This window comes from Hymenobacter properus (assembly GCF_015694735.1).
Classification (GTDB): Bacteria; Bacteroidota; Bacteroidia; order Cytophagales; family Hymenobacteraceae; genus Hymenobacter; species Hymenobacter properus.
On record NZ_JADQDP010000002.1, the window covers coordinates 513,394 to 526,144 of the forward strand.

General features: G+C 59.7%; 13 protein-coding genes and 4 tRNA genes. 12 read left to right on the forward strand and 5 right to left on the reverse strand.

Annotated elements, in window-relative coordinates; all coding sequences use genetic code 11:
* Positions 1–64 precede the first annotated feature (64 nt).
* Together I2I01_RS08330 and I2I01_RS08335 are read right to left on the reverse strand one after the other, a co-directional pair.
* Complete coding sequence (locus I2I01_RS08330) at positions 65–295, reverse strand: hypothetical protein (RefSeq protein ID WP_196285988.1); 231 nt, start codon at positions 293–295, stop codon at positions 65–67.
* Between the two features lie 104 nt (positions 296–399).
* A complete protein-coding gene (locus tag I2I01_RS08335; RefSeq protein WP_196285989.1) occupies positions 400–672 on the reverse strand; it encodes a hypothetical protein in 273 nt (90 codons plus the stop codon).
* A gap of 987 nt (positions 673–1,659) precedes the next feature.
* On the opposite strand from I2I01_RS08335, the gene I2I01_RS08340 reads away from it, so the two are divergent.
* From I2I01_RS08340 to nadD, 6 genes are all read left to right on the forward strand, one after another.
* Positions 1,660–2,427 carry a glycosyltransferase family 2 protein gene (locus tag I2I01_RS08340; RefSeq protein ID WP_196285990.1) on the forward strand — a complete coding sequence of 256 codons (768 nt, stop codon included), beginning with the start codon at positions 1,660–1,662 and terminating at the stop codon, positions 2,425–2,427.
* Positions 2,424–3,461 carry a glycosyltransferase family 9 protein gene (locus I2I01_RS08345; protein WP_196285991.1) on the forward strand — a complete coding sequence of 346 codons (1,038 nt, stop codon included), beginning with the start codon at positions 2,424–2,426 and terminating at the stop codon, positions 3,459–3,461. The genes I2I01_RS08340 and I2I01_RS08345 overlap by 4 nt, the downstream gene beginning before the upstream one ends.
* A 291-nt stretch (positions 3,462–3,752) precedes the next feature.
* Complete coding sequence (locus I2I01_RS08350) at positions 3,753–4,397, forward strand: sigma-70 family RNA polymerase sigma factor (protein ID WP_196285992.1); 645 nt, start codon at positions 3,753–3,755, stop codon at positions 4,395–4,397.
* 77 nt (positions 4,398–4,474) lie between these two features.
* Positions 4,475–4,774, forward strand: a complete 300-nt coding sequence (locus I2I01_RS08355; protein ID WP_196285993.1) for a hypothetical protein — start codon at positions 4,475–4,477, stop codon at positions 4,772–4,774.
* A 29-nt stretch (positions 4,775–4,803) separates the two neighbouring features.
* Positions 4,804–5,388, forward strand: coding sequence for a guanylate kinase (gene gmk, locus I2I01_RS08360; protein WP_196285994.1), 585 nt, complete (start codon positions 4,804–4,806; stop codon positions 5,386–5,388).
* A complete protein-coding gene (gene nadD, locus I2I01_RS08365) occupies positions 5,385–5,948 on the forward strand; it encodes a nicotinate (nicotinamide) nucleotide adenylyltransferase (protein WP_196285995.1) in 564 nt (187 codons plus the stop codon). Before gmk ends, nadD begins: the two co-directional genes overlap by 4 nt.
* A gap of 92 nt (positions 5,949–6,040) precedes the next feature.
* On the opposite strand, the gene frr is transcribed toward nadD, so the two are convergent.
* The 3 genes from frr to I2I01_RS08380 all read right to left on the reverse strand — a co-directional run bounded on the left by frr (position 6,041) and on the right by I2I01_RS08380 (position 8,043).
* A complete protein-coding gene (gene frr / locus I2I01_RS08370) occupies positions 6,041–6,604 on the reverse strand; it encodes a ribosome recycling factor (RefSeq protein WP_196285996.1) in 564 nt (187 codons plus the stop codon).
* A 103-nt stretch (positions 6,605–6,707) separates the two neighbouring features.
* Positions 6,708–7,502, reverse strand: coding sequence for a UMP kinase (pyrH, locus tag I2I01_RS08375; RefSeq protein ID WP_196285997.1), 795 nt, complete (start codon positions 7,500–7,502; stop codon positions 6,708–6,710).
* A gap of 37 nt (positions 7,503–7,539) precedes the next feature.
* Entirely contained in the window at positions 7,540–8,043 is a 504-nt protein-coding gene (locus tag I2I01_RS08380; RefSeq protein WP_196285998.1) for a biotin/lipoyl-containing protein, read from the reverse strand.
* A 97-nt stretch (positions 8,044–8,140) separates the two neighbouring features.
* On the opposite strand from I2I01_RS08380, the gene I2I01_RS08385 reads away from it, so the two are divergent.
* The 6 genes from I2I01_RS08385 (at position 8,141) to I2I01_RS08410 (ending at position 12,741) form a co-directional block, all read left to right on the forward strand.
* On the forward strand, positions 8,141–10,729 hold the full coding sequence (locus I2I01_RS08385) for a M1 family metallopeptidase (RefSeq protein ID WP_196285999.1): 2,589 nt from the start codon (positions 8,141–8,143) through the stop codon (positions 10,727–10,729).
* Positions 10,730–10,900: 171 nt separating this feature from the next.
* Positions 10,901–10,980 (forward strand) — tRNA-Tyr (locus I2I01_RS08390).
* Positions 10,981–11,000: 20 nt separating this feature from the next.
* Positions 11,001–11,073 (forward strand) — tRNA-Gly (locus I2I01_RS08395).
* 16 nt (positions 11,074–11,089) lie between these two features.
* A tRNA-Thr gene (locus tag I2I01_RS08400) sits at positions 11,090–11,161 on the forward strand.
* A gap of 169 nt (positions 11,162–11,330) precedes the next feature.
* Positions 11,331–12,521 (forward strand): elongation factor Tu, encoded by a 1,191-nt coding sequence (gene tuf, locus I2I01_RS08405; RefSeq protein ID WP_196286000.1) that lies wholly within the window; start codon positions 11,331–11,333, stop codon positions 12,519–12,521.
* 149 nt (positions 12,522–12,670) lie between these two features.
* A tRNA-Trp gene (locus tag I2I01_RS08410) sits at positions 12,671–12,741 on the forward strand.
* Positions 12,742–12,751 lie beyond the last annotated feature (10 nt).

Consider the following 12,751-nt stretch of genomic DNA (forward strand, 5'->3'; position numbering starts at 1 on the left):
GAGCAATGAGAAACGCCTCATCCGGCATGTCTCATTGCTCATTGCGAAGCTGCCAAGGGCCAGATTACATCTGGGGCTGCATCTTTTTGATGTCTTCGGTGGCGTTCACGGCGTTCAGCTCGCGGAACTGCTCGGCCTGCTTGGCACCCTTGGTGGTGTCGGGCGCGGCGGGCAGGGGCGGCAGCGTGGCGGTGGCAATATCGTCGTCACCCTCCGTGGCCGAAGGACCGCAGGACGGCAGCGTAAACGACAGCAGGGCAGCGGCCAGCAGGCCGGGGAGGAGCGTTTTTTTCATTGTATGGGAAAACGAATGCGGGCGCAAGTTACGCACGGAGTGCGGCTTGCCATACGGAAAATCGCGGCGGCAGGCTGCAACCACCGATGCCAGCGCCGCTGGCTTCATTCCATTACCTTAAACCACGGAACTCCCAGCGCACCCGGCATGAGGCGCACCCGCACGCGGCTGCCGGGCCGTAGCCGGCGGTAGTAAGCCTTGCTCACGTGCACCGTAGTCGAGTCGGAGAAAGGTCCCCACGGCTGCACCACGGCGCTGAAGCCGGGCAGTTCGTCGTCGTTGATGTACTTCCGCAGCAGAACAGGCCGGTAGTCGACGGCCCGGCCGGTGTCGAAAGCCACGTCATAAGCCACCGGAGCACTGTAGCCGTACAGCACGCCGTTACGACAATGATGATGACGGAGCCGCCAATTCCCTTTTTGCTCAAGAGCTGTCTCCAACTTCCCGCCAACAGTAGCAGCGCAAACGTGCCGCCCACAGGGTACGCCCACGGCTGAATAGCCGATGTGCTAACTAATTCTGCATCCAGCAGCATCCGGATGAATAAGCCAACCCCGGGAATTGACAAGCTCACGCCCAGTGACGGTGCCGGCGCGGCATCGGGCTCATCGGCCCGCAGCATACCGGGATATAGCCACTGTGCGGCAATAGCAGCCAGGGGAAGCAGCAGGCACGCCAGCACCGCCATGGAGTAGGGCACCGGCAGGAAAAGCAGCCACGCTGCGGCCAGCCAGCTGCCCCCGTTCAGGAGCCGCGCAGTTTGCTGGGCTTCGGCTAGTTGGCGGGCTTGGGCAGATTCCGTAGCTGGCGCTGCGAATGGTGGCTCGGACTGAATTGTGGTGGTTCGGGGGCTGAGGTTAGGGTAATATGCGACCACCCAGTCGATGATTTCGGATATGTGCTCCGTCAGCAACCCAATTCTAACCGGGCGCTTCCGCGTGTCGGTGGGCAAGAGGCGCAAGTAGTTGCGGTCAATTTTATAGCCTCTGATTTCCATCCAAGCCAACTGGCGGTGGCCGAAAACTTCGGCCTGCGTTACGCCATCCGGCGCTATCGTTACCCGCTCCCAGATGGCCTCCACCAACCCATAGAGAAACATTATTGCCAAGCCAAACGGCAGCAAGCAGCACAGCACAAAAAACACTGGCACCGGCTGCGGCCGTAGCAGCACAGATGCGGGCAGCCCCACGAGCAATGCCACTAGCGGCGGCGCTAGCAAGCAAAAGAACCACCGCCAACGACGGGCCAGGAAATAGGAGCGACAAAGTTCCGCAGGTGGCATCAGCTATGGCAGCGGGGATACCGCTTCGTCGACAAAGATGGCCGCCGCCCCGCATTCGGCCTCCGCTTACCTTTGCCGGCCCATGCCCGTTCCACTTTCCGTCGTCATTATCACCTTCAACGAAGAAGCCAACATCGTCCGCTGCCTGCAGGCGCTGGGCGACGTGGCCGACGACGTGCTGGTGGTCGATTCCTTTTCCACCGACGCCACCGTGGACCTCTGCCGCCAGCACGGCGCCCGCGTCATTCAGCATGCCTTCGCCGGCTACGTGGAGCAGAAAAACTACGCCACCAGCCAAGCGCGGTTCGACCACGTGCTCCAACTCGACGCCGACGAGGTGCTGACCGAGGAGCTGCGGCAGTCCATCCGCGCGGCCAAGCAAAACTGGCAGCACGCTGCCTACAGCCTCGCCCGCCTCACCAACTACTGCGGCCACTGGGTGCGCCACGGCGGCTGGTACCCCGACCGCAAGCTGCGCCTCTACGACCGCCGCTTGGGCCGCTGGACCGGCCTGCTCCTGCACGAGCGCTACGAAGTGAACGAAGGTCAAACCACCGCCCCCCTCGCCGGCGACGCCCTGCACTACAGCTACCACAGCATCGCGCAGCACGTCAGCCAGCTCAACAAGTTCACCAGCATCACGGCCCAGGAGTTGGCCTTGCGCGGCAAAACTCAGGTAGGCCTGTTTCACCTGCTGCTCAAGCCGCTCTGGAAATTCGTGCACGGCTACTTTTTCCGGTTGGGCCTGCTCGATGGCTTTGCTGGCCTGTGTATCGCCGGCATATCGGCCTGGGGCGTGTTCCTGAAATTCGCCAAGCTGAAAACCCGCACGGAAAACGCCGAAGCATGAGCCAGACCTTCCTCGTCTCCCGTACCGATGCCATCGGCGACGTGGTGCTGACCCTGCCCGTGGCGGGGCAGCTCAAGCTGCTGTTTCCCGGTTGCCGGGTGGTGCTCATCGGCCGCACCTACACCGCGCCTGTAGCGTCGGCCTGCCCGTGGGTCGATGATTTTCTGAACCTGGACGAACTGCTGAAGCTGCCGGAGCCTGAGCAAGTGGCTGCCTTGCGTAGCTACAGCGCCGCAGCCATCATCCACGTCTTCCCCAATAAAACCCTGGCGCGTCTCGCCCGGAAGGCTCGAATTCCCGTTCGCATCGGCACGCGCAACCGCTGGCAGCACTGGCTCACCTGCAACCGGCTGGTGGCCCTCAGCCGCCGCCACTCGCCCCTGCACGAGTCCCAGCTGAATCTAAAGCTGCTCCACCCCCTGGGTTTCCTCGAAACCCCGCCTTTGTCCGAAGTAGCCAAGCTGGTGCGCCTGCAAGCCGCCGAGCCGTTGGCGTCCGCGTTTCAGGAACTACTCCATCGGCGTCAACCCGGCCAGCTCAACGTCCTTCTGCACCCGCGCAGCCGGGGCAGCGCCCGCGAGTGGGGGCTGGATAATTATGCTCGCCTCGCTCAACTGCTGCACGCGGCCGGCCACCGCGTCTTCGTCACCGGCACGGCCGCGGAAGGGGAGGAGCTGGCCGACTGGCTGACGCAAAACGCCGCCTTTCTCGCCGCCGACCTCACCGGCCAGCTCAGCCTGCCCCAGTTCATCGCCTTTATTGCCGCCGCCGATGGCCTCGTGGCCGGCAGCACCGGCCCGCTTCACTTGGCCGCTGCGCTGGGCCGACACGCGCTGGGCCTCTACCCGCCCATCCGGCCCATGCACCCCGGCCGTTGGGCCCCGCTGGGTGCACACGCTGGCTTCGTCGTGTTCGACAAGCCGAACTGCGAGGACTGCCGCCAGCAGCCTGCCGCTTGCACCTGCATCCGGGCCATTGAGGCCGCCGCGGTGGTGGCACAAGTAGCCGCGTGGCAGCGCTTGCCTGCGCTATAAAAGCCGGATGCTAGCAAACATATTCAGGTCAATTCGACTACTTCGTTTGTTAGTTAATAGCCGCTACGCAACCCAGCGGGCGGCGCCCTGCGTACATCGGGCGGCGCTTAGCCCACCAGAAGATGCATTTTTAGGTGTTTTTAATGCCTAAAGCGTGCTTTGCTGGCTAGCTTCGCGCCGACGAAAAGCAACCCGGCCACCCATTTTCCCGAGTTGCCGATTGCGCCAGATTTTTTCCTAATTCCCTATTCCTTCGTAGGTTTCGACCTGCAATTTCCCCCGCCCACCTGTATGAGCGATTCTCCCGAACGGGTTAAACTGAGCAAAGAGGAAAAAGACCGCCGCTTCCAGGCCGAGCTCATGCCCGTGCTCGACCCGCTCTACAACTTTGCCTACCGGCTCACCCTCGACGAGGACGATGCCAACGACCTCGTGCAGGAAACCTACCTCAAGGCGTACCGCTTTTTCGAGTACTTCGAGCCCGGTACCAATGCCAAGGCCTGGCTTTTCCGCATTCTCAAGAATTCGTTCATCAACGACTTCCGCAAGAAGAGCAAGCAGCCCGCCAAGGTCGACTACAGCGAGATTGAGGGCTATTACAACCCCGACGATGTAGAAGCCGAGGGCGAAGTAGGCGCTTCGTCGTCCGATATGCGCCAGCAGTCGGCCCGCGACCTGATTGGCGACGAAGTAGCCAGCGCGCTAAATTCTTTGCCGGTCGATTTCCGCACCGTCATCATCCTCTGCGACCTCGAAGGCTTTACCTACGAGGAAATGGCCAAAGTGCTTGATATTCCGATTGGTACGGTGCGTTCGCGCCTGCACCGGGCCCGCAATTTCCTCAAAGACAAGCTGGAGAAATACGCCCAATCAATGGGATATGGCAATGACGCTATTGACGGCGAAACGGAACTAACCGACTCCGAAAATAATTAACCCTCCCGACAAGCGCACCGAGTCGGTACTTAGGTCGCATTTCCTTGGCGTTCACTTCTTTCCCGGCCTTTTCAATTATGACCCCATCTGCTACTACGAAAACCAATACGTCGGCCCCCGTTGCTGCTACCCCCGACAACGGCCCCGACTGTGAACGCGTGAATACTGTACTTGACCAACTCATCGAAGGCCAGCCCCTGACCATGGAAGAAGAGGATTACCTCATCGACCACGCCAACGACTGCTCGCCTTGCTTCGACGACATCGAGAAGCAGCGCATCTTCATCTCCTTCCTGAAGCAGCGCGTGCCCTCCCCGTCGACGCCCGCCTCCCTCCACAACTCCATTTTGGCCCGTGTGGGGGCCGTGGTGGCCTAATACCGGCTCCGACGGCTTAGCTTTGCGTGATGCAAGGCAAAATCATCGTGTTTTCGGCGCCCTCGGGCGCGGGCAAAACCACTATTGTGCACCGGCTCATGGAGCGGGTGCCGGAGCTGAGCTTTTCCATTTCGGCCTGCACCCGCGACCGTCGCGGCCGGGCCGAAGAGAATGGCAAGGACTACTATTTCATCACGGCAGATGAATTCCAGGACAAAATTCGGCACGACGAATTTGTGGAATGGGAGGAAGTCTACGAGGGTGCCTTCTATGGCACGCTCAAGTCGGAAATCGAACGCATCTGGGACAGCGGCAAGCACGCCATTCTCGATGTGGATGTGAAAGGTGGTCTCAGCATCAAGGATTTCTACAAAGACCGCGCGCTGGCCATTTTCGTGCGCCCGCCGTCCATCGAAGTCCTGGAACAGCGCCTGCAAGCCCGCGCCACCGACTCACAATCCAGCATTTCCTCACGGGTATACAAGGCCAAGTTCGAATTGGCGTTTGAAGACCGGTTCGACGTAACCGTCGTCAACGACAACCTCGACGAAGCCAGCGCCCACGCCGAAAAGCTTGTGCGTGAGTTCATCAGCGCCGAGCCGGCCGTGGTATGAGCCGACGCATCGGCCTGCTCTTCGGCTCGTTCAACCCCGTGCACATCGGCCACCTCATCTTGGCCGAGCACTTCGCCACGCGCACCGATTTAGCCGAAGTCTGGCTCGTCGTCACGCCGCACAACCCCTTCAAAGCCACTGCCGACCTGCGGCCCGAAGCCGAGCGCCTACGCCTGGTCGAGCTGGCCATTGCCGGCAACCCGCGCCTGCGCGCCGAAGACATCGAGTTCGGCCTGCCGCGCCCCAGCTACACCATTGCCACCCTCGACGCCCTGCGTCAGCGCCACCCCACGCACGATTTCGTGCTCCTCATGGGCTCCGACAACCTTCCTGGCCTCCCGCGCTGGCAGGAAGCGCCGCGTCTGCTGGCCGAAGTGGACATCTACGTGTACCCACGCCCCGGCACCGAGCTACCTGACCTGACCACATTTCCCCGCGTTCAGGTCATAGCCGCCCCGCTACTCGACATATCGGCCACCTACATCCGCGAAAGCCTGCGCGCCAGCCGCAGCATCCGCTACCTTGTGCCTGCCGCCGTCGAGGCCGAGCTTCTAAAGTAGCAAAGCACAGCGCACCTCTACGGTAACTTCCCAAACAATAAAAAAGCCCGACGATAACTCGCCGGGCTTTTTCGCATCAAGAAATGACCAAATCAGATAGTCATAATCTCCGATTCTTTCTTGCTGAGTACCTTCTCAACCTCGGCGATGTAAGTGTCGGTAGTTTTCTGCACTTTCTCCTCAGCCGACTTCACGGCATCTTCCGAAGCACCTTCTTTCAACAACTTGCGCAGCGCCTCGTTCACATCCTTGCGGATGCCGCGCACGCGCACCTTGCCGGCCTCGCCTTCGTTTTTGGCTTGCTTCACCAACTCACGGCGGCGCTCCTCAGTCATGGCCGGGATGTTGAGGCGCACACCTTCGGCATCCGACATCGGGTTCAGGCCCAGGTCGCTGTTCTTAATGGCCTTAACGACCTCGCTAATCATGTTCTTCTCCCAGGGCTTGATGAACAGCGAGCGGGCATCCGGCGCCGAGATGTTCGCAATCTGGCCGATGGGCGTGGGCGTGCCGTAGTAGTCCACCCGCAGGCTGTCGAGCATAGCCGGCGAGGCCTTGCCGGCGCGGATGCGGCTCATTTCCACGTTCACGTGGGCTAGGGCCTTGCCCATCGATTCTACCAGCTCATCAAGGTAAAACTGAATTTCTTCGTCCATTTTGTTAGTTGTCAGTTGATAGTTGTCCGTTGTCAGGTTCTGCTATCAGTGTGGTTTCTCGATACAAACTAACAACTGACAACAAGCAACTGACAACTAAAAATTAAGCTTGTTCCGGTAGCTTGCCCACCAGCGGCTGCAACAGGCTGTTGATGGGGTCGAGGGCGTGCTTGCGGCCATCGCCCTTGCCGCCGTCGTGCACCAGCGTGCCCATCGGCTCGCCGTTCAGCAGGCGCTCTAGGTTGCCGGCCGTGTTCATGTCGAACACGATGATGGGCAGGTTATTCTCCTTGCACAGCGTGAAGGCCGTCATGTCCATCACATTCAGCTTCTTGCTCAGCACCTCGTCGAAGGTAATTTCCGCGTAGCGCGTAGCGGTGGGGTCCTTCTCTGGGTCGGCCGTATAAATGCCGTCCACGCGGGTGCCCTTCAGCACCACGTCGGCTTCAATCTCGATGGCGCGCAACGACGCAGCCGAGTCGGTAGTGAAGTAAGGCGAGCCGATGCCGGCCCCGAAAATCACCACGCGGCCCTTCTCCAGGTGCCGCACGGCGCGGCGCCGGATATACGGCTCGCACACCCGCTGAATGGTGAGGCCCGACAGCAGGCGCGTGCTCACGTCCAGCTTTTCGAGGGCACTTTGCAGGGCCATGGAGTTGATGACCGTGGCCAGCATGCCCATGTAGTCGCCCTGCACGCGGTCGAGGCCGAAGGCTTCTGCCTCCACGCCGCGGTAAATGTTGCCGCCGCCAATCACGACGGCCACCTGCACGCCAGTAGCGGCCACGGCTTTAATTTCGGAGGCGTATTGCATCAGCCGCTCGGCGTCGATGCCGTACTGCTGCTGGCCCATCAGCGCTTCGCCGCTGAGCTTGAGGAGGATGCGGTTGTATTTCAAGTCGTAATGAATAAGAATGTCGGAATAATAAGGCCGGTTACGAAAACTGCACCAGCACCTGTCCTTTCTGCACGTTGTCGCGCAGGTTTACCTTGATGCTGCCCACGGTACCATCGGCCGGTGCTTTCAGGATGTTCTCCATTTTCATGGCTTCGAGCACCAGCAGCGGGTCGCCTTTGTGTACGGCCTGGCCGGGCGCCACCCGAATGTCTACGATAAGACCGGGCATGGGGGCTTTGAGCTCATTTACTTTCGCGGCGGTGGCGTCGCTCATACCCAAGCGTTCGAGCAGCAGGTCGAACCGGTCTTTGGCATTAAGCTCAACGCGCTGGCCATTGATTTTGAACACAATGCTTTTTGTGGCGAAGTCGGCCGCTACAACTTCGGCGTTGTAGGAGCGACCTTCGTGCAGCACATGAAAGCGGCCTTCGCCCAAATCGACTAAATCCCAGGCAAAAGGCTCACCATTGAGCGTGACGGTGTCGGCGGCGCGGTAGTCAACTTCCCAGAGTTGACCAGGGCCGGTGCTGATTTGAAGCATCTGCGGTGAATAGGGTGGGAGGAAAGCTGGGGTTAAAGGTAGCCCAAATCTCAAATTAATTCAGAAATTGACGCGTTTTTCGCCCGTTCTTGTTGGCATGAAGTATCTGGTTCCAGGCCTCACCAGTCTGCTATTATTGGTGCAACTAGCGGCTGCTGCCCAAGCCACTAAGCCGCGCAGCAGCAAGCCCGTACCCAAGGCACCGGTGCACAAGAAAGCGGCCCCCGCCGCTACGCCCGCGCCCGCCCCAGCCGGCCTGGTGGTGCCCTCCTGGCTGCCCGCCGAGGCCCCACTGCAGCCCGCCGCCACCATCCTGACCGACATCCTCGACACAAAGCTCGACGTGCGCTTCGACTACAAGAAGCAGCACCTGCTGGGTACCGCCGTGCTCACGCTGCGCTCGCACTTCTACCCGCAGAGCGAGGTGACCCTTGATGCCAAAGGTTTCGACATTCAGAAGATTGAGCTGATGGGGGAGGGGAAGAGCCGCAGCCTCAATTATAATTACAACCGCCGGAAGCTCGTCATTGCTCTCGGCCAGCCCTTTCCGCGCACTACGCCCTACCAGCTGCGCATCGTGTACGTGGCCAAGCCCAATGAGCTGCCGCAGGGCGGTTCGGCCGCTATTACCTCCGATAAGGGCCTGTACTTCATCAACCCGCTGGGCACCGAGAAGAACAAACCCCGCCAAATCTGGACGCAGGGCGAGACGGAGGCCAGTTCCTGCTGGTTCCCCACCATCGACAAGCCTAACCAGCGGATGACCCAGGAAATCAGCCTGACGGTGGAAAAGCAATTCAAAACGCTTTCCAACGGCATGCTGACATCCTCCCACGCCAATGCCGACGGCACCCGCACCGATACCTGGAAGCTCACGCAGCCCCACGCGCCTTATCTGGCTACCATGGTGGTGGGCGACTTTGCCGTGGTGAACGACTCCTGGCACGGCAAGCCCGTCGACTACTACGTGGAGCCGCAGTATGCCGGCACCGCCCGCGCCATCTTCGGCCACACCCCCGAAATGCTGGATTTCTTCTCCAAAAAGCTGGGCGTGGAATACCCTTGGGAGAAATACGCCCAGGTGGCCGTGCGCGACTACGTGAGCGGCGCCATGGAAAACACCACCGCCACCACCCACGGCAGTACCATCCAAGCCACCAAGCGCGACCTGCTCGACGCCAACTACCAAACCGCCGAGACGGTCATCGCCCACGAGCTGTTCCACCACTGGTTCGGCGACTATGTGACCTGCGAAAGCTGGAGCAACCTGCCCCTGAACGAGTCCTTCGCCGACTACTCCGAATACCTCTGGGCCGAGTACAAGTATGGCCCCGACGAGGCCAGCCTCGTGCAGGAAATCAAGCTCAACAACTACCTCGAAGAAGCTACCGCCAAGCGCGAGCCCCTCATCCGCTACCGCTATGTCAACCGCGAGGACATGTTCGACCGCCACTCCTACGACAAAGGTGGCCGCGTACTCCACATGCTCCGCAAGTACGTGGGCGATGACGCCTTCTTCACCGCGCTGAACCACTACCTCACCCAGAACAAGCTCTCGGCCGTAGAAATCTCGAAGCTGCGCACCGCTTTCGAGGAAACCACCGGCGAGGACCTGACCTGGTTTTTCAACCAGTGGTTCATGCAGCGCGGCCATCCGGAACTGCACATCACCCACAGCTACGCCAACGGCCAGGTAGCCCTGCGTGTGCAGCAAACTCAGGATACGCTGTTCCAGCCCGTCTACCGCCTGCCCGTCAGCGTGGCCGTCTGGACCAATGGTAATCAGCCCACCGAGCACCGCATCACCGTCACCAAGGCCGACCAGACCTTCACCCTGCCCGCCGGCCAGAAGCCGGTCCTGGTCAAGTTCGACAGCGAAAACCAACTTCTGGCCCAAATCGACGAAGACCGCAGCCAGGACGAGTTGGTGTTCCAATTCTACCACGCCAAAACCTACCAGCAGAAATCCGAGGTAATGGAGCTGCTGCAAAACAAAACCGCCGACCTCTCGGTGAGCAGCATGCTGCGTAATGCGATGAACGACAAATTCTGGCAAGTGCGCCGCCTCGCCCTCGACCACCTCCGCCGCTACCGTGGCCCCGAGCCCGAAGGCATGCGCCGCGACATCCAGCGCCTCGCCACCACCGACCGCAGCTCCCGCGTCCGCGCCCAGGCCATTGCTACCCTCGCCACCTTCCCCGACGGCAACTACGGCCCCCTCTACGGCGCCGCCATCGCCGACAGCTCCGCCTTGGTAGCCGCCGCCGCCATCCAGGTGCTGGCCAAAAAGCCCGAGCTCAATACCCGCCAGCAAGTCGCCGCCATCGAAAACACCAGCAGCGGCCCGCTCATCCTCGCCATTGCCGACTACTATGCCCTCAACGGCGCCCTCGACCAGTACCCCTGGTTCCTGCGCCGCCTGCCCGACGTAGCCGAAATGGACCTTTACGCCTACTTCCAGTCCTTCGGCACACTCATGACGCACATCCCACCCGTGGAGCGCGACAAAGGCATCAGAATCCTGGAAGACTACGCCCGCAACGCCCCGCGCTACGAAATTCGCCTGGGTGCCTACAAGAGCCTCGCGCTGCTGCTCCCATCCATGCCTAGCCTGAAAGCGACGCTGCAAAACATCCGGGAGAAAGAAACCGATGACCGGCTCAAAGCATTTTATAACCTTATGTAAAAGCGACTTCCGCAAAAGGCGCGAAAAAAGAACAACCTTTTTTCGCGCTACCACTTGCCTTGTGTCGAAAAACCTCTAATTTTGCAGCTCCTTACGAAACACAACTGCTTCAGCGGTCAGCGAATCAAGAGGAAAACGCCTCTCGGCAATCGGCCGGGGAGCACCAAAAATGGGGGTATCGCATAGCGGCAATTGCGGGTGACTGTAACTCACCTCCTTCGGGTTCATAGGTTCGAGTCCTGTTACCCCCACTTTTTACATGATGCCATCTGCGGGAGTAGCTCAGTTGGTAGAGCGGCAGCCTTCCAAGCTGCAGGTCGCGGGTTCGAACCTCGTCTCCCGCTCACGTTTTCAGAATAAGCCGTTTTAGCTCAGTGGTAGAGCACTTCCTTGGTAAGGAAGAGGTCATGGGTTCAAATCCCATAAATGGCTCAGATTAGTTCAAGTCCAGCGGTCGGAGTTATTCCGGCCGCCGGCACGGTTCTCTCAGGCAAGCGACGCACAGTTTTCTATTACAGTAGGGGCTGAGTCTCGCTTTCTTCGTGTAGGTCCGGTTTTTACCTTCAAATTCACTTCACCACCTCTTTTTTTACTCTTTACAATGGCTAAAGAAAATTTCGACCGGTCCAAGCCGCACGTTAACATCGGCACCATCGGCCACGTTGACCACGGCAAAACGACCCTGACCGCTGCTATCACCATGGTGTTAGCAAACCAGGGCCTGGCCGAAAAGCGTGACTTCTCTTCGATTGACAATGCTCCCGAAGAAAAAGAGCGTGGTATTACCATCAACACCGCTCACGTAGAGTACTCCACCAAGAACCGTCACTACGCCCACGTTGACTGCCCCGGTCACGCCGACTACGTGAAGAACATGGTAACGGGTGCTGCCCAGATGGACGGCGCTATCCTCGTGGTAGCTGCTACCGACGGTCCGATGCCCCAGACCCGTGAGCACATCCTGCTCGCTCGTCAGGTAGGTGTTCCCCAGCTGGTGGTGTTCATGAACAAAGTGGACATGGTGGATGACCCCGAGCTCCTCGAGCTGGTGGAAATGGAAATCCGCGAACTCCTCTCGTTCTACGACTTCGACGGCGACAACATTCCGGTTATCCAGGGTTCGGCCCTCGGCGGCCTGAACGGCGATGCCAACTGGGTTCCCAAAATCAACGAGCTGATGGACGCGGTTGACTCGTTCATTCCGATTCCTGCTCGTCTGACCGACCTGCCCTTCCTGATGCCGGTTGAAGACGTGTTCTCGATTACCGGCCGCGGCACCGTGGCTACCGGTCGTATCGAGCGCGGCGTTATCAACTCGGGCGACCAGGTTGACATCCTTGGCATGGGCGCTGCTGCCGGCCTGAAGTCGACGGTTACGGGTGTGGAAATGTTCCGCAAAATCCTCGACCGTGGCGAAGCTGGTGACAACGTAGGTCTGCTGCTCCGCGGTATTGAAAAAGAAGCCATCCGTCGCGGCATGGTTATCTGCAAGCCCGGCTCGGTAACCCCCCACCAGAAGTTCAAGGCTGAGGTGTACGTTCTCTCGAAAGAGGAAGGTGGCCGTCACACGCCGTTCTTCAACAACTACCGTCCGCAGTTCTACCTGCGTACCACCGACGTTACCGGCATCATCACCCTCCCCGAGGGCGTTGAAATGGTAATGCCCGGCGACAACATCACCATCACGGTTGAGCTCATCAACAAGGTGGCAATGGAGAAAGGCCTCCGCTTCGCTATCCGTGAGGGTGGCCGTACGGTAGGTGCCGGTCAGGTAACCGAAGTTCTCGACTAAGCTCCGGCTTAACCAGTAAAAAAGCCGCTCTCGGTATTTCGAGAGCGGCTTTTTTTACGCTGAAACAGAAGCAAGTATTTGTTTTGTGTTCTGTTTCTCTTACCTTTGCACTCCCTTTAGCGAAATGCGTTAGCGGGAAGTGCATTTACACGAGTGTAGTTCAAGGGTAGAATAGAGGTCTCCAAAACCTTTGATGGGAGTTCGAATCTCTCCACTCGTGCAATCTGGGC